20 protein-coding genes are annotated in these 25774 nt (G+C 60.4%); 6 read left to right on the top strand and 14 right to left on the bottom strand.

The window, feature by feature from the left end:
- Positions 1 to 5 precede the first annotated feature (5 nt).
- The 8 genes from LRM19_RS01615 to betI all read right to left on the bottom strand — a co-directional run bounded on the left by LRM19_RS01615 (position 6) and on the right by betI (position 8458).
- Positions 6 to 1700, bottom strand: coding sequence for a thiamine pyrophosphate-binding protein (locus LRM19_RS01615; RefSeq protein ID WP_271367057.1), 1695 nt, complete (start codon positions 1698 to 1700; stop codon positions 6 to 8).
- 33 nt (positions 1701 to 1733) lie between these two features.
- Positions 1734 to 2474 (bottom strand): SDR family oxidoreductase, encoded by a 741-nt coding sequence (locus LRM19_RS01620; protein ID WP_271367058.1) that lies wholly within the window; start codon positions 2472 to 2474, stop codon positions 1734 to 1736.
- 273 nt (positions 2475 to 2747) lie between these two features.
- Positions 2748 to 3395 (bottom strand): anti-sigma factor, encoded by a 648-nt coding sequence (locus tag LRM19_RS01625; protein WP_271367059.1) that lies wholly within the window; start codon positions 3393 to 3395, stop codon positions 2748 to 2750.
- A complete protein-coding gene (locus LRM19_RS01630; protein WP_111964441.1) occupies positions 3392 to 3946 on the bottom strand; it encodes an RNA polymerase sigma factor in 555 nt (184 codons plus the stop codon). The genes LRM19_RS01625 and LRM19_RS01630 overlap by 4 nt, the downstream gene beginning before the upstream one ends.
- Positions 3947 to 3989: 43 nt before the next feature.
- On the bottom strand, positions 3990 to 4553 hold the full coding sequence (locus LRM19_RS01635) for a fasciclin domain-containing protein (protein WP_271367060.1): 564 nt from the start codon (positions 4551 to 4553) through the stop codon (positions 3990 to 3992).
- A 153-nt stretch (positions 4554 to 4706) separates the two neighbouring features.
- Positions 4707 to 6371, bottom strand: coding sequence for a choline dehydrogenase (betA, locus tag LRM19_RS01640; protein WP_127729938.1), 1665 nt, complete (start codon positions 6369 to 6371; stop codon positions 4707 to 4709).
- Positions 6372 to 6384: 13 nt separating this feature from the next.
- Positions 6385 to 7857: a betaine-aldehyde dehydrogenase gene (betB, locus tag LRM19_RS01645; RefSeq protein ID WP_271367062.1), complete on the bottom strand. Its 1473-nt coding sequence runs from the start codon at positions 7855 to 7857 to the stop codon at positions 6385 to 6387.
- 13 nt (positions 7858 to 7870) lie between these two features.
- Positions 7871 to 8458 (bottom strand): transcriptional regulator BetI, encoded by a 588-nt coding sequence (gene betI / locus LRM19_RS01650; protein WP_111964437.1) that lies wholly within the window; start codon positions 8456 to 8458, stop codon positions 7871 to 7873.
- Positions 8459 to 8586: 128 nt separating this feature from the next.
- Between betI and betT the strand changes: the two genes are divergently transcribed.
- Positions 8587 to 10620: a choline BCCT transporter BetT gene (gene betT / locus LRM19_RS01655; protein WP_029741651.1), complete on the top strand. Its 2034-nt coding sequence runs from the start codon at positions 8587 to 8589 to the stop codon at positions 10618 to 10620.
- 111 nt (positions 10621 to 10731) lie between these two features.
- Here the strand turns inward: betT and entD are convergent, their stop codons facing one another.
- Together entD and LRM19_RS01665 are read right to left on the bottom strand one after the other, a co-directional pair.
- Positions 10732 to 11388: an enterobactin synthase subunit EntD gene (gene entD, locus LRM19_RS01660; RefSeq protein WP_248172891.1), complete on the bottom strand. Its 657-nt coding sequence runs from the start codon at positions 11386 to 11388 to the stop codon at positions 10732 to 10734.
- A gap of 114 nt (positions 11389 to 11502) precedes the next feature.
- Positions 11503 to 13752, bottom strand: a complete 2250-nt coding sequence (locus LRM19_RS01665; RefSeq protein WP_115874453.1) for a TonB-dependent siderophore receptor — start codon at positions 13750 to 13752, stop codon at positions 11503 to 11505.
- 144 nt (positions 13753 to 13896) lie between these two features.
- Here LRM19_RS01665 and fes point away from each other — a divergent pair, with 144 nt between their 5' ends.
- From fes to entF, 3 genes are read left to right on the top strand one after another with little or no spacing between them, the layout of a single operon-like run.
- Positions 13897 to 15096, top strand: coding sequence for an enterochelin esterase (gene fes / locus LRM19_RS01670; protein WP_271367066.1), 1200 nt, complete (start codon positions 13897 to 13899; stop codon positions 15094 to 15096).
- A 10-nt stretch (positions 15097 to 15106) separates the two neighbouring features.
- A complete protein-coding gene (locus LRM19_RS01675; RefSeq protein ID WP_249575732.1) occupies positions 15107 to 15319 on the top strand; it encodes an MbtH family protein in 213 nt (70 codons plus the stop codon).
- Positions 15316 to 19173, top strand: coding sequence for an enterobactin non-ribosomal peptide synthetase EntF (gene entF, locus LRM19_RS01680; RefSeq protein ID WP_271367068.1), 3858 nt, complete (start codon positions 15316 to 15318; stop codon positions 19171 to 19173). The genes LRM19_RS01675 and entF overlap by 4 nt, the downstream gene beginning before the upstream one ends.
- Positions 19174 to 19255: 82 nt before the next feature.
- Here entF and fepC read toward each other — a convergent pair whose 3' ends face one another.
- From fepC to fepD, 3 genes are read right to left on the bottom strand one after another with little or no spacing between them, the layout of a single operon-like run.
- Entirely contained in the window at positions 19256 to 20050 is a 795-nt protein-coding gene (gene fepC, locus LRM19_RS01685; protein WP_136195328.1) for an iron-enterobactin ABC transporter ATP-binding protein, read from the bottom strand.
- Positions 20047 to 21036 carry an iron-enterobactin ABC transporter permease gene (gene fepG / locus LRM19_RS01690; RefSeq protein ID WP_271367678.1) on the bottom strand — a complete coding sequence of 330 codons (990 nt, stop codon included), beginning with the start codon at positions 21034 to 21036 and terminating at the stop codon, positions 20047 to 20049. Before fepG ends, fepC begins: the two co-directional genes overlap by 4 nt.
- The gene (gene fepD / locus LRM19_RS01695; protein WP_271367070.1) at positions 21036 to 22040 is read right to left on the bottom strand and encodes a Fe(3+)-siderophore ABC transporter permease; all 1005 of its coding nucleotides are present in this window, start codon (positions 22038 to 22040) and stop codon (positions 21036 to 21038) included. Before fepD ends, fepG begins: the two co-directional genes overlap by 1 nt.
- A gap of 108 nt (positions 22041 to 22148) precedes the next feature.
- On the opposite strand from fepD, the gene entS reads away from it, so the two are divergent.
- Complete coding sequence (gene entS, locus LRM19_RS01700) at positions 22149 to 23396, top strand: enterobactin transporter EntS (RefSeq protein WP_133293969.1); 1248 nt, start codon at positions 22149 to 22151, stop codon at positions 23394 to 23396.
- A 46-nt stretch (positions 23397 to 23442) separates the two neighbouring features.
- On the opposite strand, the gene fepB is transcribed toward entS, so the two are convergent.
- Positions 23443 to 24402, bottom strand: a complete 960-nt coding sequence (fepB, locus tag LRM19_RS01705; protein WP_271367072.1) for a Fe2+-enterobactin ABC transporter substrate-binding protein — start codon at positions 24400 to 24402, stop codon at positions 23443 to 23445.
- A 188-nt stretch (positions 24403 to 24590) separates the two neighbouring features.
- Between fepB and entC the strand changes: the two genes are divergently transcribed.
- Positions 24591 to 25766, top strand: a complete 1176-nt coding sequence (gene entC, locus LRM19_RS01710; protein WP_271367073.1) for an isochorismate synthase EntC — start codon at positions 24591 to 24593, stop codon at positions 25764 to 25766.
- Positions 25767 to 25774: the final 8 nt, after the last annotated feature.

Raw genomic sequence — 25774 nt, forward strand, 5'->3', positions numbered from 1 at the left:
CGCGATTAATCCGCGGAAATCGCGATTTCAATCAGGTTGGTTTTTCCTGACTGCAGGCCGCGCGTTACCGCTTCGGCGATATCTGCAGCCTCGGTTACCCGGCAGCAGTGGACGCCCATGGCGGTGGCAAGCGACTGAAAATCAATATGCGGGTTCACCAGGTCCATCCCGATAAAACGCCCCAGCCGCGTTGAGCTGTAGTCAGCCTGGCTCTTCATAAAGTTTTTCAGGATGTTGTACTCCCTGTTATTCATGACGATAAAGGTGACCGGCAGATTTTCGTGTGCCGCCGTCCAGAGCGCCTGCGGCGAGTACAGGGAGGCCCCGTCGCCTATCAGGCAGACCACCGGCTCCCGTCCGCGTCCCAGCGAGTGCCCTACTGAGGCAGGCATCCCCCAGCCCAGTCCGCCGCCGCGCATAAAGTAGTAGCGCTGGTGCTGCTGGTCAGAGATGAACCGGCGGACATGCCTGGCGGTCGCTATCGCCTCATCCACGATGGTGGTACCCGCCGGAATGGACCGGATGACTTCCCAGGCCGCCACCATCGGGGAGATCGCCGGGCGTAGCCGCTCGGCGGCCAGACGTTCTTCCTGCTGCTGCCACTCCTTCTCCCGTTCGTCACGGGCCGCAACCAGCAGCCGCTGGTGGGCCAGCGTGCTGGCGATCAGTCGCTGCTTAAGCTTTGGCAGCAGTTCATGCAGGGACAGTTTGATATCCCCCATCACTGAAAGGCGAGTGGCATAGGTGCGGCCAAGCTCGTGCATATCCGCCGAAAGCTGATATACCGCGCAGGTTTCCGGAATGGCCTCGCCCTCGCTGTACAAAATGGTGATCAGGCTTCTGCCGCCGATGATAAATACGGCATCGTAGGCGTTGATGATGCTGGCGATTTCGCTGGCGGTGGTGGGCATATTGCCCCGCCAGAGCGCATGCTGCGTAGGGAAGGGCAAATTCAGGGGCCAGGAGGAGCCGTAGACATGGGCGCTGAGCGCTTCAGCAAGCTGGACAATCTCCTGCGTCGAGCCGCTGGAGTGAACTTCATCTCCCGCCACAATCATGATCCTGCCCGGGGTGACTTCGCTGAGCGCCTCCGCCAGCTCGTCCAGCGAGCCCGCGACGGTGTGGTAGTTCACTCTGGATGCCGTCTGTATTCCGGCGTCGCTCAGCTCTTCCATGACGTTCATCGGGAGTGAAAGCAGGACCGGGCCACCCGGAGGGTAGCTGGCCGCGTGAAACGCGCGGCGCACAAGAACCGGGAGCTGGTCGGCGCTGGTAACCTCCTGCGCCCATTTCATGACCGGGGAGCCTATGGAAACAATATCGTCATACAGCAGCGGGTCGCGGACGTAGTGCCGCGTGTCCTGCTGTCCGACGGTGACCACCAGCGGAGTTTTCATGATCCGCGAATTAATGAGGTTCCCCATGCCGTGTCCCAGGCCGCTGGCGGTATGCAAATTAATAAAGCCCGTTTTGCCGGAGGCTTTTGCGTAGCCGTCGGCAATGGCCACCACGGTGCTTTCCTGAAGCGCGAGAATATAGTGAATATTTTCATGGCGAAGCAGGGCATCAATGAGCGGAAGTTCGGTTGTTCCGGGGTTACCAAAAATATATTCCACCCCTTCACTCTCCAGCACGTCAAGAAAAATGTCGGCACCCGATCGCATATTTAAATCTGATAAGGACGTTAATGATTTAATCATAATGACACCTCATTCAGCATTATTTAACGCAGGCTAAAATTCTTCCTGCGTCGGACGAACAACAATTTCATTAATATCAACGTCGCCCGGCTGTTCGATGGCAAATAAAACGGAGCGGGCAATTGCGTCAGCCGGAATAGCCTGCTTGTAAAATTCATGCAGGAACTGTTTGCTTGGGGCATCAGAGCTGCCGAACTGCAGTTCGCTTTCGACGGCACCGGGAGAAATAAGCGTCGTGCGGATGGTTTTACCCGCCTCCTGACGTAAGCCTTCACTCAGCGCGCGGACGGCGAATTTCGTGGCGCTATACACCACGCCGCCAGGGGCCAGCACTTTGATGCCCGCGACGGAGGCAACGTTTATAAAATGCCCGCGGCCCTGACGCTGGAACACCGGGAAAGCCGCGGCGATGCCGTACAGCACCCCTTTCAGATTGGTATCAATCATCTTGTCCCATTCGTCGGTTTTCAGCTCGCTGAGCGGGGCGATAGCCATAAAGCCCGCGTTATTGATCAGCACATCCACGCGCTGGTAGGCGGCAACGGCAGCGTCAATGGCGCGCTGCACCTCTTCCTGACGGGTGACATCGGCCTTTACGGCTATCGCCTGGCCACCCTGCTGGATGATGCGGTCCACCAGGGCATTAATTCTCTCCAGACGACGGGCAACAAGCACCAGTGAAAAAGGTTTATCTGCCAGATGAAGGGCGATGGCCTCACCAATACCGCTGCTGGCGCCGGTGATAACAACAACTTTGTTTGCACTATTATTCATGATCTTATCTCGCTATTGAGTGATGCAAAAAATAAAAGGCAGAGAAGCGTTAATGAATAATGACAAATTCATTAACGCGTTTTTTGATATATTGTGTATCAGGAATAAAAGGATGTTCGTGTAAAACTTAATGGAGTGCGGAAGAGTCTGTCAATGTCGTTTTTTAATAATTAAACTAATTGCAGGGCTAATATTTAATTCTTATAGGTAACCGAGGGTATTATATAAATGAAATTGGTTAACGATAGCGGCCCTGCGAACAGGGCCTGAGGATTACAATTTGCCACTGTAAAGCACCGGCCCTGTCGGGAGGTCAGTGGGCGAGCCGCCCTCTGGTTCAAGGCTTATGGCTATCATGGCGTCAGGAGGGAGAGTTGTGTTCCTGAGGGTGACGCGTGTCGGTATGTCGTTATGCAGCAGCCCCATGGAGACCGGCGCCTGCCCGCCTGGGATCAGCCAAAGCTGCAGGCTGTGTTGCGCCGCGACGGCCGTCGGCCGAAGTGGGGCAATGCTCAAGTGCTGGCGGCTGGCATCCGCGCTGATGACCCACTCCCCGTGCTGTTGGGCATCGTTGAGGACCATCAGCGGAACGAGTTCCGGGGCTCGGGTGGCATACCAGGCAACGACCGCCAGGGCGGCGAGTGAGGCTGCAACCATCCAGCCGACATAAGGCCGACTTTTGCGTAAAGGCATTTTAGGCGGCAGATCGAGGGCGATTCTTTTCCACACCGTCTCGGGTGGAGGGACGGGCACAAGATGGCTATCCAGCGTGCTGAACATTTCCTGCCAGTACGCGACGCGGGCGGCTAGGGCGGGTTCATGGGCAACCCGTTTCTGGAACTGAAGCCGTGCTCCTCCCCGCAGCGTGCCGAGGGCATACTCTGCTGCCAGCATGTCGTCGCGTTTTTCTGCGTCATTCATAGCCCGACACACTCCCGAAGATGGTCCATTGCCCGACGTATCCAGCTTTTCACCGAGCCAAGAGGCTGCTGGAGCCAGTCGGCAATGTCGCTGTGAGACATTCCCTGATAGTAGGCGAGCGTAATGCTCTGGCGCTGCTCGCTGCTCAAATGTTCGAGACACTGCCTGAGCCGTGCTGCCTGCCCATCGTCGTGCCAGTTATTCTGCTCATCGTTCTCGCAAGGCAAAAGCGCTTCGTTATACGGCGCCTCGCGGTCGGCCGCCCGGGTTTGCCCGCTGCGCAGCCAGTCGATACACCGGTTGCGCACAATATGCGTAAGCCAGGTCATCGGGGAGCTCAGTGCAGCGTTGTAGGTTTCAGCTTTACTCCAGACGGTGATAAAACAGTCGTGAAGGATCTCTTCTGCCCATGCGCGGTCGTGCAGCATGCGCAGCGCGACGGCAAACAGGTGTGGCGATGTGAGTCGATAAAGTTGTTCAAATGCACGGCGATCGCCGTTTGCGACCGCCTGCATTAATTTCAGCTGCTGTTCAGCCAGCGCGTTATCCATATTATTCCCGGAAGGCAACGTCACACTTCCGAAGTATAGACAACTACTTAGGCATCAGAACGGTATCAATCACATCGATCACGCCGTTTTTTTGATGAACGTCATAGGTGCTAATGTTCGCCACATTACCTTTACCATCCTTGAGCTGAATATTGTGCGGGCCGTTGCTCATGATCCACAGCGGCTGACCGTTAACGGTCTTCAGCTCCGCGCGGCCGCCGCCCTGTTTAATTTTCTGCTCCAGCGTTTTCATATCGTAATTACCGGCGACCACGTGATAGGTCAGAATGCTGGTGAGCGTGGCTTTGTTTTCGGGTTTGACCAGGTTCTCGACCGTGCCGGCAGGCAGTTTCGCAAACGCCGCATTGGTTGGGGCAAACACGGTGAATGGCCCTTTGCTCTGGAGAGTATCCACCAGCCCGGCCGCTTTGACGGCAGCCACCAGCGTAGTGTGATCTTTCGAGTTCACGGCGTTTTCAACAATATTTTTGCTCGGGTACATTTCCGCTCCGCCCACCATCACGGAGCCTGACGTCATGGCTGCTGATGCGCCTGCACAGAAGAGTAAAGCGCTGGTTACGAATGCAACACGGGTTAGCTTTTTCATCATCTTTCCTCGGATTAGGGAGCAAAGGGGTTGCTCACATATGCATATACGAGGGGAGGATGGAAACTGGATGCAGGAAAATAAAAAAATTTTGGGTGGGAAGATAAACGCCCTCTCCCTTGAGGGAGAGGGCTCGGGTGAGGGGAAATATCCTCAGCGTCTTACCGGCGCCCCGTTCGCCACATAATACGCGGCCGTACTTTTTGCCAGCGGCTCGCGCCCGCGGATCGCGTCGGCAATCTTTTCGCCGATCATAATAGTGGTGGCGTTCAGGTTGCCGGTGATGATCTGCGGCATAATCGACGCATCCACCACGCGCAGCCCTTCCAGCCCGTGAACGCGGCCTTCGCCGTCGACCACAGCCATCTCGTCGTAACCCATCTTGCAGGTGCCGCACGGGTGGAACGCGGTTTCGGCGTGGTTACGCACGAACTCGTCCAGCTGCTCGTCGGTCTGGCAGTCAATACCCGGACTGATTTCACGGCCGCGGTACTTGTCCAGCGCGGGCTGGTGCATGATCTCGCGGGTGATGCGGATCGCGTCGCGGAACTCCTGCCAGTCCTGCTCGTGGGACATATAGTTGAACAGGATCGCCGGATGCTGGTGCGGATCGCGCGACTTAATACGCACATGCCCACGGCTCGGGGAGCGCATGGAGCCAACGTGGCACTGGAAGCCGTGCTCTTTCACCGCGTTCGAGCCGTTGTAGTTAATCGCCACCGGCAGGAAGTGGTACTGAATGTTCGGCCACTCGAACTCCTCGCGGCTGCGGATAAACCCGCCCGCTTCGAAGTGGTTGCTCGCGCCCACGCCGGTGCCGCCAAACAGCCACTCGGCGCCAATCTTCGGCTGGTTCCACCACTGCAGGGCAGGGTAGAGAGAGACCGGCTCTTTGCATTCATACTGGAGGTACATCTCCAGGTGATCCTGCAGATTTTCCCCCACGCCGGGCAGGTCGTGCACCAGCGGGATATCAAACTGCTTCAGCAGGTCAGCATTGCCCACGCCGGAGCGCTGGAGGATCTGCGGGGAGGCAATCGCCCCGGCGCTCAGCAGCACTTCTTTCTTCGCCGTTGCTTTGGACGGAATGGTGCTTTCGCCCTCCAGCCACTCGACACCCACGGCGCGCTTGCCGTCAAACAGAATGCGATCGGTCATGGCGTGGGTGCGGATGGTCAGATTCGGACGGGGTTTCGCCTGATCCAGATAGCCGCGCGCGGTGCTGGCGCGTCGGCCCTGCGGCGTGACCGTGCGGTCCATCGGGCCGAAGCCTTCCTGCTGATAGCCGTTGAGATCGTCGGTGCGCGGATAGCCCGCCTGCACGCCCGCTTCCACCATCGCCTCAAACAGCGGGTTCACGCCCGGCTTCGAGGTGGTGACGCTCACCGGACCGTCGCCGCCGTGATAGTCGTTCGGCCCCACGTCGCGGGTCTCTGCCTTGCGGTAGTAGGGCAGGCAGTTGAGGTAGCTCCAGTGCTCCAGGCCCGGCTCTTTTGCCCAGTGGTCGAGGTCCATCGCGTTACCGCGGATGTAGCACATGCCGTTGATCAGCGACGAGCCGCCCAGTCCTTTGCCGCGACCGCACTCCATGCGGCGGTTGTTCATGTACGGCTCTGGCTCGGTTTCGTACGCCCAGTTGTAGCGCTTGCCCTGGAGCGGGAACGCCAGCGCGGCGGGCATCTGGGTGCGGAAGTCAAAGCGGTAGTCCGGCCCGCCTGCCTCAAGCAGCAGGACGGTGGTGTTCGGATCTTCAGTCAGTCGCGTTGCCAGCACGTTGCCGGCAGAGCCGGCCCCGATAATGATGTAGTCAAATTGCAAATAAACCTCCCGGTTAAAATATGGACTGGAATTTACCCATCTCAACCTGGATGGACTTCACCTGGGTGTAGCTTTGCAGCGTCATCACGCCGTTCTCGCGGCCAATGCCGGAGTGCTTGTAGCCGCCGACCGGCATCTCTGCGGCGGATTCACCCCAGGTGTTGATCCAGCAGATGCCCGCTTCGAGCTGATGAATGGCGCCGTGGGCGCGGTTCAGGTCTGTCGTGACGATGCCCGCCGCCAGACCGTAGTCGGTATCGTTGGCGCGGCGAATCGCTTCTTCATCGGTGTCATAGGTCAGGATGGACATCACCGGGCCGAAGATCTCTTCGCGCACGATGGTCATTTCGTCAGTGCAGTCGGTGAACACGGTCGGGGCTACCCACGCGCCGTTATCGAAGCCTTCGCCCTTCAGCACGTCGCCGCCGCACAGCACGCGCGCGCCTTCCTCTTTGCCTTTGGCGATGTAGCGCATCACGCTGTCGCGGTGCGGGAAGCTGACCATCGGACCAAAGTTGGTGGTTTCATTGAACAGATCGCCCGCGCGGATGCGGCCCACGCGCTCAACGATTTTCTGCTCAAACGCGGCTTTGAACTTAGCCGGAACAAACACGCGGGTGCCGTTGGTACACACCTGGCCGGAGCTGAAGAAGTTGGCCATCATGGCGATGTCCGCCGCGAGATCGAGATCGGCATCGTCGAAAATAATCAGCGGGGATTTGCCGCCCAGCTCCATCGTCACCTCTTTCAGGGACGAGGCCGCCGAGTTGGCCATCACTTTTTTTCCGCTGGCGACGCCGCCGGTAAAGGAGACTTTGGCGATGCCCGAATGCTCGGTCAGGTACTGACCGGTCTCCGCGCCCACGCCCGGAAGGACGTTAAACACGCCGTCCGGAACGCCCGCTTCGGTGTAGATCTCTGCAAGCTTCAGGGCGGTGAGCGGGGTCACTTCGCTCGGCTTGAAGATCATTGCGTTGCCCGCCGCCAGCGCCGGGGCGGATTTCCACAGGGCTATCTGGATCGGGTAGTTCCACGCGCCGATGCCCGCCACCACGCCCAGCGGCTCGCGGCGGGTGTAGACGAACGAGGTCTCACGCAGCGGGATCTGGCTGCCTTCCAGCGCCGGGATCAGCCCCGCGTAGTACTCCAGCACGTCCGCGCCGGTGACGATGTCGACGGTTGAGGTTTCGGAATACGCTTTACCGGTGTCGAGGGTTTCCAGCTTCGCCAGCTCGTCGTTGCGCTCGCGCAGGATGTCGACGGCGCGACGCAGGATGCGCGAGCGCTCCATGGCGGTCATCGCCGCCCAGACTTTTTGCCCGCGCGTTGCGCTTTCTACGGCGCGATCGACGTCCTCGCGCCCGGCGGCCTGTACGGTCGCCAGGACTTCACCGTTGGCCGGGTTGATGGTCTCGAAGGTGCGACCGCTGGTGGCCGATGTATAACCACCATTGATATAAAGCTGCTGTTCTGCCATTCGGGACATAAATTCTCCTCGGTTATTCGGTCGGTAAATGCTGGCTGATAAAGTGGCTGGTCAGTGACTGGGCCTGGGTCTTATCCAGCGGTTTGCCGCTCAGCGCGGCGCGCAGCCACAGCCCGTCGATCAGCGCCGCCAGCCCGTAGCCCGCCTCCTGGGCCTGTTCGCGCGGAAGCTCGCGGCGGAACTCGTACACCAGGTTCGACAGCAGGCGGCGGCTGCTCACCTGCTGCAGGCGGTAGAGCATCGGCTGGTGCATGCTGCTCGCCCAGAAGGCCAGCCAGGCCTTCATTGCCGCGCCGCTGGTCTGGGTTTCATCAAAATTGCCGCCGACAATCGCCTGCAGACGCTGCTCCGCGCTGCCGTTCGGCAGGGCGTGCAGGCGGCTCAAAACCGCGTCGCGCAGCTGGCCGGTGATGTCGCGCATGGTCGCTTCCAGCAGACCGTTTTTGTCTTTGAAGTAGTGACTGATGATCCCCGTGGAAACGCCCGCCCGACGGGCGATCTGCGCGATCGTCGCGTCATGCATTCCCACTTCATTTATTGCTTCCAGCGTGGCGTCGATAAGCTGCCTGCGCCGGATCGGCTGCATCCCCACTTTGGGCATTGTTGCCACTCCATTCATCAGCGTTGGTTATACATTAAAGCGGTTTTTGATTGGACGTTCAATATAAAATGTGTCTTAATTGTTGCGGATTTGGATTTTAATAGTTACAAAAACAGTGAGGATACTGGATGACAGACCTTTCACAGGACAGAGAAAAAGACAAAATCAACCCGGTCGTTTTTTATACGTCCGCCGGGCTGATTTTGTTGTTTTCCCTGACGACGATCTTCTTTCGTGATTTTTCTGCCGAGTGGATTGGGCGCACCCTGAACTGGGTGTCGAAGACCTTCGGCTGGTACTACCTGCTGGCGGCGACGCTCTATATTGTCTTCGTGGTCTGCATTGCCTGCTCGCGCTTTGGTTCGGTAAAGCTCGGGCCTGAGCAGTCCAAGCCCGAGTTCAGCCTGCTGAGCTGGGCCGCAATGCTGTTTGCCGCGGGCATCGGCATCGACCTGATGTTCTTCTCCGTGGCGGAACCGGTCACGCAGTATATGCAGCCGCCAGAAGGGGCGGGGCAGACGATGGAGGCCGCGCGCCAGGCGATGGTCTGGACGCTGTTCCACTACGGACTGACGGGCTGGTCGATGTACGCCCTGATGGGCATGGCGCTGGGATACTTTAGCTATCGTTATAATTTACCCCTCACCATTCGCTCTGCGCTCTACCCGATCTTCGGTAAAAAGATTAACGGCCCGATTGGCCACAGCGTCGACATTGCGGCGGTGATCGGCACCATCTTCGGCATCGCGACAACGCTCGGGATCGGCGTGGTGCAGCTCAACTACGGGCTGAGCGTGCTGTTTGATATTCCGGACTCGATGGCGGCGAAAGCGGCGCTGATCGCGCTCTCCGTCATTATCGCCACCATTTCGGTGACGTCTGGCGTTGATAAGGGCATCCGCGTGCTGTCCGAGCTGAACGTGGCGCTGGCGCTGGGCCTGATCCTGTTCGTGCTGTTTATGGGCGACACCTCGTTTCTGCTCAATGCCTTAGTGCTGAACGTGGGCGACTACGTGAACCGCTTTATGGGCATGACGCTGAACAGCTTCGCCTTCGACCGCCCGGTGGAGTGGATGAACAACTGGACGCTGTTCTTCTGGGCGTGGTGGGTCGCGTGGTCGCCGTTTGTCGGCCTGTTCCTCGCGCGCATTTCGCGTGGCCGCACCATTCGTCAGTTCGTAATGGGTACGCTGATTATCCCGTTCACCTTTACCCTGCTGTGGCTGTCTATTTTCGGCAACAGCGCGCTGCACGAGATCATCCACGGCAATGCAACCTTCGCGCAGGAAGCGATGGCGCACCCGGAGCGCGGCTTCTACAGCCTGCTGGCGCAGTACCCGGCGTTTACCTTTAGCGCCTCCGTGGCGACCATCACCGGCCTGCTGTTTTACGTCACCTCGGCGGACTCCGGCGCGCTTGTGCTGGGCAACTTCACCTCGAAGCTCAAAGACATCAACAGCGACGCGCCGAACTGGCTGCGCATCTTCTGGTCCGTTGCCATCGGCCTGCTGACGCTCGGCATGCTGATGACCAACGGCATCTCGGCGCTGCAGAACACCACGGTGATCATGGGGCTGCCGTTCAGCTTCGTCATCTTCTTTGTCATGGCCGGGCTGTATAAATCGCTCAAGGTGGAAGACTACCGCCGCGTCAGCGCCAGCCGCGACACCGCGCCGCGTCCGATGGGAGCGCAGGACAGGCTGAGCTGGAAGAAACGCCTGTCGCGACTGATGAACTACCCGGGCACGCGCTACACCAAACAGATGATGGAGACCGTCTGCTTCCCTGCGATGGAAGAGGTGGCGCAGGAGCTGAAGCTGCGTGGCGCCTACGTGGAGCTCAAAAATCTGCCGCCGGAGGAGGGCGAGACCCTGGGTCACCTGGATCTGCTGGTGCACATGGGCGACGAGCAGAACTTTGTCTACCAGATCTGGCCGCAGCAGTACTCGGTGCCCGGGTTTACCTACCGGGCGCGCAGCGGGAAGTCGACCTACTACCGGCTGGAGACCTTCCTGCTGGAAGGAAGCCAGGGGAATGATTTGATGGACTACAGCAAGGAGCAGGTGATTACGGACATTCTGGATCAGTATGAACGGCACCTGAACTTTATCCATCTCCACAGGGAAGCGCCGGGTAATAGCGTGATGTTCCCGGATGTTTGAGCCTTGATCTGAAGAACGTATAAAGGCATCGCCGCTGTCCTCATGCCGGGTGGCACTGCGCTTACCCGGCCTACAAACCGCTTTACTGTAGGCCTGATAAGCGTTGCGCCATCAGGCTTTTAGCAGTGTCCACACGCTCGTATCATTATTCTGCCAGATGAGGGTGAAGCGTTTACCCTCAGGATAGTCTCCAGCCGGGTGCGAAAGCGCCAGCGTGATTGTTTTTTCCGTTAACTCTGTGACTCTCGCCCACTCAAACCCCATAAAAGTCTTCACCTGCGGAAAGAACGCCTTAAACAAACTTTCTTTGGCGCTAAAAGTGAGCGTCAGCGCCAGCGCAAAAGGGTAGCCCGAGTGCGTCAGGCACATCGCTTCCTGTGCATCAATGATACCGTCCTGGATTTCGCGGGCTTCACGGTCTGGAAGAATGGCTTCGCAATCAATACCCACAAGCGCATCTGGATGACTGACGACAACCGCCATTGCCTGCGTGCCGCTGTGGGTGATGCTCCCTGAGACGCCTTCCGGCCAGAGCGGTTCACCGCTGGGGCCGATACCGGGAATTACGCGTTCATTTATCGCACTGAGGGCATGCGCGGCGGCAGTGCGGCCTGCCAGATGCTCGGCTTTTCGTTTGCGTCCGGCGTTTGAAAGCTCTGCGTGATGGGGGAGCCAGAGAAGATCGGCGTCGGTGAAGGTAGTTGGGTCGAAGGTGACGTGGTGGACGGTGTGGCCGGCGAGAATGAACGTGGTGTGGGTTGTGCGCATGTTTTCCCCTCTATCAACAAATAGTGCGGCCTGATGCCCTCAACCCGGCCCTCTCCCACGGGGAGAGGGAGCAAACACTAAAAACGGCAACTGGGTTGCCGTTTTGTTTTTACCTTAGAAACGCGTATTTACGCTCATGTACCAGGTTCGACCCGGTTCATTATACGTGTAGGCCCCCGCACCGTACATATACGCGCCGGTGGTGGCGTTCCCGGTCGTCTGGGCATTCCCCGCACGCCACTGGCGCTTGTCGAAGACGTTATCCACGCCGCCGGTCAGGCTGACGTTCTTCGTCATGTCCCAGGTTGCGCTCAGACCAACGATGCTGTACGGACTGACCTCGTCTTTCTCAGACCCGGTCACAGGCTGACCTTTGTAGTTGTACTTCTTCGGCTGCTGCTTGCCGTACCAGGTAAAGGTCGACTGGAGCGACACGTCCTGATGCACCTGCCAGCTCAGGGTCGAGTTCAGCGTGTACTCTGGAATAATCGACAGACGATCGCCGGTCTCCTTGTTCTTGCTCTGCAGCATGTATGTAATATTGTTGGTCCAGTTAATGGTGTCGCTGACCGGTACGTTCAGGGAGCCTTCCAGCCCTTCGACCACCGCCTTCGGTACGTTTTCCCACTGGTAGATATCCGTCTTCACTTTACCGGACGAGGTGTGACCGATCGGCGCGTAGCCCGCTTCGATCTTGTCGCGGTAGTCGTTACGGAACCAGGTCACGCCCGCCAGCCAGCCGTCGCGTTTCCACTCCAGGCCAATCTCTTTGTTGATGCTGGTTTCGGCCTTCAGGTCGTCGTTACCCATCATGTAGCAGCCCACGCCGTCGGAGCTGGCGTAGCAGCCCTGACCTTTGCTGTAGAGAAGGTAGTTCGGGTTGGTCTGGTACAGGCTCGGCGCTTTGTAGGCGCGGGCGATCCCCATCTTCAGCGTGAAGTCATCCCCCAGACCCTGCGACAAATTAAGTGACGGGCTCCAGTTGTTGCCGACGATGGTGTGATGGTCGAAGCGCAGGGCAGGGGTCAGCATGGTGCTGTCGGTCAGCTCCATGTTGTTCTCGGCGAACAGCGAGAAAATCTCTGCCGAGGTGTACGGGCTGCGGTCGTTGCTCATGCCCGGAATGATGCCGCCCTGCTGGGTTTGCGTGAAGGAGGTGGAGTCCTTCATACGCTGCTGGTTCCACTCGGTGCCCAGCGTCAGGTTCTGGTTAACGAGGAAATCAATCGGCAGGTTGATTTCGCTGTGCAGCATCACGTCGGCCAGGTCGGTGTCGGTAAATTTATTGCTGTTGAACAGCCCTTCCAGACCGCCCGCCAGCCCTTCGCCCAGACGGGAGTTGCGGGTGTGCTCGTACTGCGCCCAGTTGCTGGTCGTGATGCCGTTATCCCAGCCGCCGTTCCAGGTCACCGCGAAGTTCTGGCGATAGATACGGTTGGTCTCTTTGCCGTAGTTCTTCTTCACCAGGCCGCTGGAGCTGTTGTCGTTGTTGGTGTTCTGGGTATCACCGGCGTAGAGGTTATTCTGACGGCTGTAGCCCGCCTCAAATTCCAGGGACTGCATCGGCGCAAAGTCCCAGCGCACCACGCCGTTGATGTCTTTATTTTCCACCCCTTCACGGCCCGCGGGCAGCGTGTCGGCGTAGGCACCGGTTCGGTCAGACTGGTGACCCTGGTTGATGTCCCACGCGTCGGCCTGGGTTTTGTCCAGGTTACCGAACATGCGGAAGCTGAAGTCGCCGCCCAGCGGGCCGCTCAGGCTGAAGTTGGTGCGTTTGGTGGAACCTTCATCCTTGTGCTCAGGCGCATTCAAGTAGGTGTTCCAGGAGCCGTGCCACTGGTCATCGAATTTTTTGGTGATGATGTTCACCACGCCACCTGCCGCGCCGTTGCCATAGCGCGCGGCGGCCGGACCGCGGATCACTTCGATACGCTCGATCATCTCCGGCGGCACCCAGCCGGTATCACCGCGGGTGTCGCGCTCGCCGCGCCAGCCCAGACGGATAGAGTTACGGCTGGTCACCGGCTTGCCGTCGATCAGGATCAGGGTGTTTTCTGGCCCCATGCCGCGGATATCAATCTGACGGTTATTCCCGCGCTGGCCGCTGGTGGAGTTACCGGTCAGGTTAACGCCCGGCATGGTGCGGATGATTTCAGCCACGTCCCGCGCGGGCGGGTTTTTGCGGATCTCATCGGCCGTAATGGTCGATACCCCCGGCGCCTGCAGATTCTGCTCGGCGGCGGTGATCACCATCGTGTCTTCGTGCTGCGCAGAGGCGGTGTTGTCGTCTGCCAGAGCGGGCAGCGCGACGCCGTAAATCCCTAAATTGACCAGCAAGGCCAGAGAGTGAATCTTCTTATTCATTGTACGTCCTGCTTTTGTGGTTGTTTTATGAGCGCTTCCCACAGCGCGGGCACTACGCTATTGCAAATGCAAATAGTTATCAATAATATTATCAATAAAATTTGCTCTGAAACAAAAAAGACTGTTAAACATGAGGTTATAAGGGTGACGGCGTTAACAACGGGAAGTGAGGCGTGGTGGCAGTCTAAAAACGGGCCTGAATGGAAGCCGGAAAAGGGAAAATATCGCGTCACGTTCTGGTGGCGTGACCCGGCAGGAACGCAAAGAACGTCACCGATCAAACGCGTCTGGCTCTACGTCACCGGCGTGACCGATCATCACCAAAATACCCGTCCGCAGTCCCTCAAACGCATTCCCGATACCGACGTCTGGCAGTGGCAGGGTGAGTTCAGCCCCGAGTGGCGCGGAAGCTACTGCTTTATCCCCTCTGTGAATGAAAACGATTTTGCCAGCGTCGTGTTTGAAGGCGAGCAGCCGGACCGCATGGCGCTGCGCGAGGGCTGGCGCAGGCTGCTGCCGCACGCGGTTGCAGACCCGCTGAATCCGCAGAGCTGGAGCGGCGGGCGCGGCCATGCCGTCTCCGCGCTGGAGATGCCGCAAGCACCGGTTCAGCCGGGCTGGAATCATCCCGATACGCCGTATCAACCTCCGATTTGCATTGAGTGGGAAAGCGCGCGCCTGAAAAATCGCCGCCGCGTCTGGATTTTCACCACCGGGGGCGACAACCTGGAACGTCCGCTGGCGGTGCTGCTCGACGGGCAGTTCTGGGCCGAAAGCATGCCGGTCTGGCCTGCGCTGGCGTCTCTCACCGCCGAGCGCAAATTACCGCCTGCGGTCTACGTCTTAATCGATGTTATCGACATGCAGCATCGCAACCGCGAGCTGCCGTGCAATCCCGATTTCTGGCTGGCGGTGCAGGAAGAACTTCTCCCCCTTGTCCAAAAACGCGCGCCGTTCAGCGACCGCGCCGACCGTACGGTGGTCGCAGGGCAAAGCTTTGGCGGGCTCGCGTCTCTTTATGCAGGCCTCAACTGGCCGCAGCGTTTTGGCTGCGTGCTCAGCCAGTCCGGCTCCTACTGGTGGCCGCACCGCGGCGGGCAGCAGGAAGGGCTGTTAATCGAACAACTTAAAGCCGGCGAAATATCCCCTCGCGGGCTACGCATCATTCTTGAAGCCGGGCGCAACGAGCCGCTCATCTTCCGCGCGAATCAGGCGATTTACGCCGAGATGCAGACGCACCAACCGGTTATCTGGCGTCAGGTTGACGGCGGACACGACGCGCTTTGCTGGCGCGGTGGGCTGACGCAGGGGCTGATGACCCTCTGGCAGCCGCTTATTCACTAACGGAGTCTGTATGGAATTCAGCAATCCTTTCGATAATCCGCAGGGACAGTTCGCCATTTTGCAAAATGACCAGGGGCAGTACAGCCTGTGGCCGCAGCAGTGCGAACTGCCGGCAGGGTGGCGCGTGGTGTGCGAAGCACAGTCTCAGGAGGCGTGCCAGCAGTGGCTGGCGGAACGCTGGCAAACGCTTGAGCCGTCTCACTTTGCGGGGGAGAACGCATGAACCGTCTTCCTCTCGTCGCTGCCCAGCCGGGTATCTGGATGGCGGAACAGCTGTCCACGCTGCCAAACGCCTGGAGCGTGGCGCACTACACCGAGCTGAAAGGCGATATTGATGCGCCACTGCTGGCAAAAGCCATTGCCGCAGGCATGATGCAGGCCGATACCCTGCGCATGCGCTTTGCGGAAGACAACGGTGAGGTGTGGCAGTGGGTGGATGACACCTTCATTCTGCCGGAACCGCCCGTTGTTCGCGTTGATTCCCACGCCGCCGCCGTGGCGCTGATGGAATCCGATCTTAACCAGAACCTGCGCGTCGACAGCGGCCAGCCGCTGGCATTTCACCAGCTGATTCAGGTCGGTGAAAACCACTGGTACTGGTATCAGCGCTATCATCATCTGGTAGTGGATGGCTTCAGCTTCCCGGCCATTACCCGCCAGATCGCCGCAATTTATGCCGCGTGGAAAAAGGGCGAACCCACGCCGGAATCCCCGTTTACCCCATTTGCAGAGGTGGTGGACGAGTACCAGCGCTATCGCGACAGCGAGGCGTACCGGCGCGACGGCGCCTTCTGGGCCGAGCAGCGTAAACAGCTGCCTTCTCCGGTCTCGCTCTCTTCCGCGCCGCTGCCGGGCCGCGCCGCCACGACCGATATTCTTCGCCTGAAGGTTGACGCCGACGGTCGAGCCTTTAGCCATCTTGCTCAGGCGGCAGGGCAGACGCAGCGTACTGAACTGGCGCTTGCGCTGGTGGCGCTGTGGCTGGGCCGTCTTACCGGACGCCTGGACTACGCCGCCGGGTTTATCTTTATGCGCCGCATGGGGTCTGCCGCGCTGACCGCGACCGGCCCGGTGCTTAACGTTCTGCCGCTGGCGGTCAATATCAATGCGCAGGAGAGCCTGCCCTCGCTGGCGCTGCGCCTGGCGAACCAGCTGAAAAAAATGCGCCGCCACCAGCGCTACGACGCCGAGCAGATCGTGCGAGACAGCGGGAAAGCGGCGGGTGATGAAGCGCTGTTTGGTCCCGTGCTGAACGTTAAGGTGTTTGATTATCAGCTTGATATCGACGGCGTGGAGGCCATCACCCACACGCTGGCGACCGGACCGGTGAACGATCTGGAGCTGGCGTTGTTCCCGGACGAGCAGGGTGGATTAAGCATTGAGATCCTCGCCAATAAGCAGCGTTACGATGAAGCGACGCTGAAGCGTCACGTCGCTCGCCTGAACGCGATGCTGATTCAGTTTGCGGTCAACCCGGACCTGCGCTGTGGTGAAGTGGAAACCGTTTCTGAACAGGAATACGCGCAGCTTGCGCGCATCAACGATACCGGACTGGCGCTGCCGTCCACCACGCTCGCGGATCTGGTGGCGGAACAAGCGAGCAAAACGCCGGACGCCCCGGCGCTGGCGGATGCGCATATTGAGCTGAACTATAGCCAGATGCGCGAGCAGGTCGTCGCGCTGGCAAACCAGCTGCGCGAGCGCGGCGTGAAGCCGGGCGACAGCGTGGCGGTGGCCCTGCCGCGTTCGGTATTCCTGACGTTAGCATTACACGGCATTGTGGAGGCGGGCGCCGCATGGCTGCCGCTCGACACCGGCTACCCGGACGATCGCCTGCGGATGATGCTCGAGGACGCGAAGCCGTCGCTGCTCATTACCACTGACGAACAGCTTCCGCGCTTTAGCGATCTCTCCGTCGAGACGTTTAGTTACAACACGCTATTACCGACCGCGGGTGCTGAGCCGCTGCGGCTGGCGAAGCCGGAGCAGACGGCGTATATCATCTTTACCTCCGGTTCGACCGGGCGTCCGAAAGGGGTCATGGTCGGCCATACCGCTATCGTCAACCGCCTGAAGTGGATGCAGGATCGCTACCCTCTGAACGCGAGCGACGTGGTGGCGCAGAAAACGCCGTGCAGCTTTGACGTGTCGGTGTGGGAGTTCTGGTGGCCGTTTATCGCCGGGGCGAAGCTGGTGATGGCCGAGCCGGACGCGCACCGCGATCCGCAGGCAATGCAAAGCTTCTTCGCCCACTACGGCGTGACCACCACCCACTTCGTGCCGTCGATGCTGGCGGCGTTTGTTGCCTCACTGACGCCGGAAAACGTCGACTGCTGCAAAACGCTTAAGCAGGTGTTCTGCAGCGGCGAAGCGCTGCCGACGGAACTTTGCCGCGAGTGGGAACAGCTGACCCACGTGCCGCTGCACAACCTCTATGGCCCGACGGAAGCGGCGGTAGACGTCAGCTGGTATCCGGCGTATGGCCCTGAGCTGGCGGCAGTTGCAGGCAACAGCGTGCCGATCGGCTTCCCGGTGTGGAACACGGGCCTGCGCATTCTGGATGCCATGATGCGCCCGGTGCCGTTCGGCGTGGCGGGGGATCTTTATCTCACCGGCATTCAGCTGGCGCAGGGATATCTGGGCCGTCCGGACCTCACCGCCAGCCGCTTTATTGCTGACCCGTTCGCTCCCGGCGAGCGCATGTACCGCACCGGCGACGTTGCCCGCTGGCTGGATAACGGCGCGGTGGAATATCTCGGCCGCAGCGACGATCAGCTAAAAATTCGCGGTCAGCGCATTGAGCTGGGCGAAATCGACCGGGCGATGCTGTCGCTGCCGGACGTGGCCCAGGCCGTGGCGCACGCCTGCGTCTTCAACCAGGCGGCTGCAACGGGTGGCGATGCCCGTCAGCTGGTGGGGTACGTGGTTTCTGGATCCGGTTTACCGCTGGATCGTGATGCGCTGCTGGAATCACTCAAAGCCCAGTTGCCGCCGCATATGGTGCCGGTTGTGCTGCTGCAAATCAGCGCGCTGCCGCTGAGCGCCAACGGCAAGCTTGACCGCAAGGCGCTGCCGCTGCCGGAACTGACCCGCAATACCTCCGGGCGGGCGCCGGAAAGCGAAACCGAAATCGCCGTCGCGCGGGCTTTTACCGCGCTGCTGGGCTGCGAGATCAATGACATCGAGGCGGATTTCTTTGCCCTCGGCGGCCACTCGCTGCTGGCCATGCGTCTGGCGGCGAAGCTTAGCCGCACGTTCAACCGCAAGGTGACGCCGGGGCAAATTATGGTTGCCTCCACGGTGAGCAAGCTTAGCGCGCTGTTGGATTCTGCGATGAGCGACGAGCAGGCGCAGCGTCTGGGGTTTGAAACGCTTCTGCCGCTGCGTGAGAGCGACGGCCCGACGCTGTTCTGCTTCCATCCGGCGTCCGGCTTCGCCTGGCAGTTTAGCGTCCTGGCGCGCTATCTCAGCCCGCGCTGGTCAATCGTCGGCATTCAGTCGCCGCGCCCGGACGGCCCGATGCAGCAGTGCGCGGATCTTGATGGGGTGATCGACCATCATCTGAACACGTTGCGTAAGCAGCAGCCGCAGGGGCCGTATTATCTGTTCGGTTATTCCCTCGGCGGCACGCTGGCGCAGGGTATTGCGGCCCGCCTGCGCGAGCAGGGTGAAGAGGTGTCGTTCCTCGGCCTGCTGGATACCTGGCCGCCGGAAACCCAGAACTGGGCGGAAAAAGAGGCTAACGGTCTCGACCCAGCGGTGCTGGCGGAGATCGAGCGCGAGCGTCATGCGTTTATCGCCGCCCAGCAGGGGCAGGGCTCCAGCGAGCTGTTTAACGCCATTGAGGGCAACTACGCCGATGCGGTGCGGCTGCTCACCACGGCGCACAGCGCGCGCTTTAACGGCAAAGCGACGCTGTTTGTCGCCGAGCGCACGCGCACGATGGATCCGCAGGCCGCATGGGCGCCGTGGGTGGCGGAACTTGAGGTGAACAGCCAGGACTGCGCCCACGTGGATATCATTTCACCGCAGGCGTTTGAAAAGATTGGGCCGGTACTGAAGGAAATTTTAGGATAGTGCAAATGCCCGGTGGCGCTGCGCTTACCGGGCCTACGGGAGCTAAATGTAGGCCGGGTAAGGCGTAGCCGCCACTCGGCAATTACCGCCGACCTAACGGCACCACCAGCGGCGTACCCGCCACCGGATCGTCGATTATCATGCAGCGCATGCCGTAGATCCGCTCTATAAGCTCCGGCGTGACAATCTCTTTCGGCGCACCCTGGGCCACAATCTCACCGTCCCGCAAGGCAATCAGGTGCGTGGCGTAGCGGCATGCCTGGTTTAAATCGTGCAGTACCGCCGCCAGGGTGTACCCCTGCGTGCGGTTCAGCTCGCTCAGCAGCTCCAGCAGGTCAATCTGATGGCTGATGTCCAGCCACGTTGTCGGCTCGTCCAGCAGCATGATCGACGTCTCCTGCGCCAGCACCATCGCAATCCACGCTCGCTGACGCTGGCCGCCGGAGAGGGTGTCCACGCTCTGCCGGGCGAGATCGGCGATCCCCGTCGCCTGCATCGCGCGGTTCACCGCCTCGTCGTCCTCTTTACGCCAGCGGGTAAACAGCGGCTGGTGCGGGTAGCGCCCGCGCGAGACCAGCTCCTGCACCGTGATGTCCCCCGGCGTGGTGGCGTTTTGGGCCAGCAGCCCGATGCGGCGTGCCACCTCTTTGCTGGCGAAGCGCTGGATCTGCTCCCCGTCGAGGAAGACGCTACCTTCCACCGGCGTCATCAGGCGGCTCAGCGTGCGCAGCAGGGTAGATTTGCCGCAGCCGTTCGGGCCGATAATTGCCGTGAAGTGGCCGTCCGGAATGGCAACGGTTAAGTCTCGGGCAATGATTTTTTTGCCGTAGCCGAGGGTGAGGTTTTCGCCGCGCAAGCGAGTGGTTGTATCTGTCATTTCTTGCGTGACTCCTGAACGAGCAAGACGATGAGGTAAATCCCGCCGAGGCTGACGGTCACTACGCCCACCGGCAGCTGATAAGGCATAAACAGCTGCTGGGCGCAGAGATCGGCGGCCAGCAGCTGCAGCGCGCCGCACAGCGCCGCCTGGGTTAATCCCCAGCGCGCCGTCCCGCTAAGACGTCGCGCGATATGCGGTGCCACGAGGGCTATAAACGAGATTGGCCCGGCGATCGCCGTAGAGGCTGCGGTCAGCAGTACGGCGACCAGCATCAGCATCAGGCGCGAGCGCTCGACGCTCACGCCCAGCGCGCAGGCGCTGTCGTCGCCCATCTCCAGCAGCCGCATGCGGCGAACCAGCAGCAGCGCGCCGATAAACATCAGCACAATCAGCGGCGCGGCGGGCCAGGTTTTGCCCCACGTCAGGCCGTTAAGGGAACCTGCGTACCACAGCCCGGCGGAAAGCGCCGTTTCCAGCGAGGCCTGCAGCAGCAGCCAGGTGTTAAAGGCCATCAGCATCGCACGTACGCCGATACCGATAATGATCAGCCGGAAGGTGTCGATGCCGTTGCGCCAGGCCAATAGCCAGATAACCAGCGACGTCAGAATGCCGCCCGCCATTGCCGTAAAGGTAATGGCCGTCAGGTGCTGACCGAGCAGCACCATCGCTACCAGCACGCCGCTCCAGGCCCCGGTATTGAGTCCCATCACGTCCGGGCTACCGAGCGGGTTGCGCATCAGCGACTGGAATATCGCACCGCTGACGCCGAGCGCCGCACCTACGAGAATTGCCATCGCCACGCGCGGCAGGCGCCATTCGGTGACAACCAAGGTGATATTGCGCGGCGCGCTGCCGAGCAGGGCGTTAAGCACCTGAGAAAAATCGAGCGTCACCGCGCCGCTGCGCAGGCTCCAGACCGCCAGCAGCAGAATGAGGATACTTAGCAGCGAGACGCTGGTGAGTAAACGACGGGACGGGGCCATCATGCGCCACCTCCGCGTCTACGTCGTACCAGGAAGATCAGCACCGGCGCGCCGATAAAGGCGCTGACCACCGAGACGCGCAGTTCGCCCGGCACCAGCAGGCGACCCAGCACGTCGGCAAACAGCAGCAGCGCAGGCGTCGCCAGCAGCGTGACCGGCAGCGACCAGCGGTGATCCGTCCCCACCAGCCAGCGCGACATGTGCGGCATCATCAGGCCGATAAAGGCAATCGGGCCGACCACGGCGGTCGCGCTGCCGCACAGGACGGTGATGGCCAGCAGGCCAATCAGCTGCGTGCGCGCGACGCGGTTGCCTAGAGCGGTAGCGGTGTCGCTGCCGAGGCTCAGGCTGTTCAGCGCCCGGCTTAAAAACAGCGCCACGGCGGCAGCAATAATGACCGGGAACGCCACCACTTTCAGGGTTTCAAGGGTGCGGATATCCAGCGAGCCGGCCTGCCAGAAGCGCAGCTGGTCGTAGACGTCCGGGTTGAGCAGGGCGATGCCGTTAGATAAGCCTTCCAGCACCGCCGCGAGCGCCACGCCCGCCAGCGTCAGGCGTACCGGACTCAGCTGGCCGCCGCCCTGGCTGCCGGTAAACGCCACTAGCAGCGAGGCGGCCAGCGCGCCGCAGAAAGCCATCGCCAGCTGTTCAGAGGGAGAAGTAAACCCAAACAGCGCCGCTCCGAGCACGATGGCAAAGCTGGCGCCAGAGTTAACGCCGAGAATGCCGGGGTCCGCCAGCGGATTGCGGGTGAGGGTTTGCATCAGGGCACCGGCAAGGCCGAGTGCGCCACCGGCCAGCAGCCCGGCAAGGGTGCGGGGCAGGCGAGCGTCGAGCACGATAGTGCAGTCAGCGCTTTGGCAGGTGCCAGTGAGCGCATCAACGATGACGGACGCGGGAAGCGGCTTCGCGCCGACCAGCAGGCTGAGTGCAGTCGCAAGGATCAACAGCAGCAATAAAACGGGCACGGCAATCGCGCGCACCGAAGAAGAGGAAAACGACATAGCAACATCCATGATTTGATAATGATAGTGATTATCGTTATCTATCTTATTTGGCTATGTTAGCATGTGCGCCCATGGAATGGGTAGAATTACACTCAAGGCTTTGTCATGAATCAAAAATCCTGGCTGCTTAACCTCAGCCTGCTCAAAACGCACCCGGCCTATCGCGCCGTGTTTATCGCTCGCTTTATCTCCATTTTATCCCTCGGCCTGCTCGGCGTGGCCGTGCCGGTCCAGATCCAGACCATGACGCACTCCAGCTGGCTGGTGGGGTTATCGGTTACCTTAACCGGCGGGGCGATGTTTATCGGCCTGATGGTTGGCGGCGTGCTGGCGGACCGCTACGAGCGCAAGAAGCTGATCCTGCTGGCGCGCGGCACCTGCGGCGTGGGCTTTATCGGGCTGTGTCTGAACGCCATGCTGCCTGAGCCGTCGCTGATCGCCATTTATGCCCTGGGGCTGTGGGACGGCTTTTTCGCCTCGCTGGGCGTGACGGCGCTGCTGGCGGCCACGCCCGCGCTGGTCGGGCGAGAAAATCTGATGCAGGCGGGGGCGATCACCATGCTCACCGTGCGCCTCGGCTCGGTGATTTCACCGATGGTGGGCGGCCTGCTGCTGGCGACCGGCAACGTGGCGTGGAACTACGGGCTGGCGGCGGCAGGGACCTTTATCACCACGCTGACGCTGCTGCGCCTGCCGCTGCTGCCGCCTCCGCCGCAGCCGCGCGAGCATCCCCTGAAATCGCTGATGGCCGCGATTCGTTTCCTGTTCAGCAACCCGCTGATTGGCGGCATTGCGCTGCTCGGCGGCCTGCTGACCATGGCGAGCGCCGTGCGCGTGCTGTATCCGGCATTAGCGGGAGAGTGGCAGATGAGCGCCTCGGAGATTGGCATTCTCTACGCGGCCATTCCGCTCGGCGCGGCGTGCGGGGCGCTGACCAGCGGCAACCTGGCGCAGAGCGCGCGTCCGGGGCTGATTATGCTGCTTGCCACTCTGGCGTCGTTTATCGCCATCGGCTTCTTTAGCCTGATGCCGGCGTGGGCGCTCGGGGTGTTGTGCCTGGTGATTTTCGGCTGGCTGAGCGCCATCAGTTCGCTGCTGCAGTACACCCTGATCCAGACCCAGACGCCGGAAGGGATGCTCGGGCGCATCAACGGCCTGTGGACGGCGCAGAACGTCACGGGCGATGCGATTGGCGCGGCGATCCTCGGCGGGCTGGGGGCGATAATGACCCCGGCGGCGTCGGCGAGCAGCAGCGGGTTTGCGTTAGCGATGGTTGGCGTGATTTTGTTAGTGGCGTTGGTGAAATTGCGGCGGTTCAGGCAGGAGGTTGTGTTGAACGACGGTGTGGCCTGATGCCCTCACCCCGGTCCTCTCCCACAGGGAGAGGGTGGGAAAATGCCTACTTAAACAACGTATTCAATCTGTCTAACACCAGCATCGCGCTGTAATAATCCAGGCGGAACGTCTCGGTTCCCAATGCCCAAACCCGTTTGTTTTTCACCGACGGCAGATGCGCCAGCAGCGGGTTGGCGTAAATCGCATCCACATCTTTCTGGTCGCCGGCAAACACGAACAGCCCTTCGCCGTTCAGTCCCGTTGCCAGGTTTTCACCGCCCAGCTGGATAATATCGTGCCGCTTGCCCTGGCTTGTTGAGGTCTGCAAACCGGCGGGCAGGTCCGCCAGCGTAAAGCCCAGCTGGTGCAGCAGCTTGCCCTGCGCCGATTCTGCGGTCCACAGGTTGGCGCTGTGCGCGGCGGCGGTGTAGACGATGGCGTTCACCGGCTCCGGCGGCAGCTTCATCTGCTGTTTCACCTGCGCGAGCTGTTTATCAAACGCGGCAATGCGCTCTTCGGCCTGTTTTTCCTGACCGGTGATGGTGCCCAGTTGCGTCAGCAGTGCCTGCCAGCTCTTGTCGTCGTAGTTGATGATAAGCGTCGGCGCAATGGCGGAGAGCTGATCGTACAGCGCCAGCGCGGAATCACCGCCGGTGGCGCTGATCAAAATCAGATCCGGCATTTGTGCGGCGACCGCTTCGGCGCTCGGTTCGCCAATATACATCCGCGCAACCTGACGCTGTTTCGCAATATCGCCCCACTGGCGCAAAAAGCCCTGCGCATCGGCCACGCGGTTGTTCGGCGTGGTCGCGCCGCTGGCGACGACCGGGGCGTCAATCGCCAGCAGGGAGCCGGTTAAGGTCACGCTGGTAGAGACAATGCGCGTCGGTTTGCTCTCTAGCGTGTGAACGCCGCGGCTGTCAGTCACCTGACGCGGCCAGTCGGCGGCAGCGGCTGAGGTAAGTCCTAAAACAAAAAGTGCCAATAAAAGCAGGGGATTACGGAAAATGGCAGGGAATTTCACAACGCGGGATCCTGTTTTTGTTGAGGATAATGCTTCTCATTTTCATGGCTGCAGCATCTGGATGCAAGCTTTTGTCGCACAAGTTATTTGCCCGACGGTTGACAGCGGAGCGATGTGGGATTAGGTTAGCCGACGAAAATATAAATGATAATCATTATTGCTTCTTTTATCATTTTAAGGAGGATGATATGGATACGTCCCTGGCTGAGGAAGTTCAGCACGCCGCAACCACGCTGGAATCAGACCGTTTTTTCTTTATGTCGCCTTACCGCAGCTTTACTACGTCCGGCTGCTTTGCCCGCTTCAGTGAACCCGCAGTTGGCGGTGACGATCCGGCGGGTCGCTTCCAGCAAAAATTAGCCCAGGCCTTCCTGAATGCGAAAGCCAGCGGTATCGCTCATCCGGTGATGGTAGGGGCTATCCCGTTCGATACCCGCAAGCCGTCCTCTCTGTTTATTCCCCAACGCTGGCAGACCTTTTCCCGTCCGGCACGTCAGCAGTCTGCACGTTATTTTTCCGGCTCGCAGGCACTGAAGGTGGAACAACGCACCGAGATCCCGCCGCAGCCCGTTTTCGAAGAGATGGTCGCTCGCGCCGCGTCGCTCACCGCCACGCCGCAGGTGAACAAGGTGGTGCTGTCGCGCCTGATTGATATCGCGACCGACAAAAACATGGACAGCGGTGCGCTGATGGAGCGCCTAATCGCCCAGAACCCGGCGAGCTTCAACTTTCACGTGCCGCTGGAAGACGGCGGCGTGCTGCTCGGCGCCAGCCCTGAACTGCTGCTGCGCAAAGAGGGCGCGCACTTTAGTTCGCTGCCGCTGGCAGGCTCGGCGCGCCGTCAGCCCGATGATGTATTAGATCGCGAAGCGGGCAATAAGCTGCTGGCCTCTGAAAAGGATCGCCACGAGCACGACCTGGTGACCCAGGCGATGAAGGCCATTCTGGCACCGCGCAGCCATCATCTCACCATGCCTGATTCTCCTCAGCTGATTACCACGCCCACGCTGTGGCATCTGGCGACGCCGGTAGAAGGCGAGGCGCGTGAAAACGAAAACGCCCTAACCCTAGCCTGCCTGCTGCACCCGACCCCGGCGCTGAGCGGCTTCCCGCATCAGGCGGCAAAAGAGCTGATTGCCGAGCTAGAGCCGTTCGACCGCGAGCTGTTCGGCGGCATCGTCGGCTGGTGCGACAGCGAAGGCAACGGCGAGTGGGTGGTGACCATCCGCTGCGCGCGTCTGCATAAAAATACCGTTCGCCTGTTTGCCGGCGCGGGCATTGTGCCTGCCTCCTCGCCGGTGGGCGAGTGGCGCGAGACGGGCGTGAAGCTCTCCACCATGCTCAACGTATTTGGTTTGCACTAAGGAAGACT

Origin of the sequence: Enterobacter sp. PI-10 (assembly GCF_027947695.1) — a bacterium.
Lineage (GTDB): Bacteria > Pseudomonadota > Gammaproteobacteria > Enterobacterales > Enterobacteriaceae > Enterobacter > Enterobacter vonholyi.

Coding starts and splice junctions, on each gene's coding strand:
- LRM19_RS01615 (WP_271367057.1), bottom strand. CDS start 1,700: ATGATTAAATCATTAACGTCCTTATCAGATTTAAATATGCGATCGGGT.
- LRM19_RS01620 (WP_271367058.1), bottom strand. CDS start 2,474: ATGAATAATAGTGCAAACAAAGTTGTTGTTATCACCGGCGCCAGCAGC.
- LRM19_RS01625 (WP_271367059.1), bottom strand. CDS start 3,395: ATGAATGACGCAGAAAAACGCGACGACATGCTGGCAGCAGAGTATGCC.
- LRM19_RS01630 (WP_111964441.1), bottom strand. CDS start 3,946: ATGGATAACGCGCTGGCTGAACAGCAGCTGAAATTAATGCAGGCGGTC.
- LRM19_RS01635 (WP_271367060.1), bottom strand. CDS start 4,553: ATGAAAAAGCTAACCCGTGTTGCATTCGTAACCAGCGCTTTACTCTTC.
- betB (WP_271367062.1), bottom strand. CDS start 7,857: ATGTCCCGAATGGCAGAACAGCAGCTTTATATCAATGGTGGTTATACA.
- betI (WP_111964437.1), bottom strand. CDS start 8,458: ATGCCCAAAGTGGGGATGCAGCCGATCCGGCGCAGGCAGCTTATCGAC.
- betT (WP_029741651.1), top strand. CDS start 8,587: ATGACAGACCTTTCACAGGACAGAGAAAAAGACAAAATCAACCCGGTC.
- entD (WP_248172891.1), bottom strand. CDS start 11,388: ATGCGCACAACCCACACCACGTTCATTCTCGCCGGCCACACCGTCCAC.
- LRM19_RS01665 (WP_115874453.1), bottom strand. CDS start 13,752: ATGAATAAGAAGATTCACTCTCTGGCCTTGCTGGTCAATTTAGGGATT.
- LRM19_RS01675 (WP_249575732.1), top strand. CDS start 15,107: ATGGAATTCAGCAATCCTTTCGATAATCCGCAGGGACAGTTCGCCATT.
- entF (WP_271367068.1), top strand. CDS start 15,316: ATGAACCGTCTTCCTCTCGTCGCTGCCCAGCCGGGTATCTGGATGGCG.
- fepC (WP_136195328.1), bottom strand. CDS start 20,050: ATGACAGATACAACCACTCGCTTGCGCGGCGAAAACCTCACCCTCGGC.
- fepG (WP_271367678.1), bottom strand. CDS start 21,036: ATGGCCCCGTCCCGTCGTTTACTCACCAGCGTCTCGCTGCTAAGTATC.
- fepD (WP_271367070.1), bottom strand. CDS start 22,040: ATGTCGTTTTCCTCTTCTTCGGTGCGCGCGATTGCCGTGCCCGTTTTA.
- entS (WP_133293969.1), top strand. CDS start 22,149: ATGAATCAAAAATCCTGGCTGCTTAACCTCAGCCTGCTCAAAACGCAC.
- entC (WP_271367073.1), top strand. CDS start 24,591: ATGGATACGTCCCTGGCTGAGGAAGTTCAGCACGCCGCAACCACGCTG.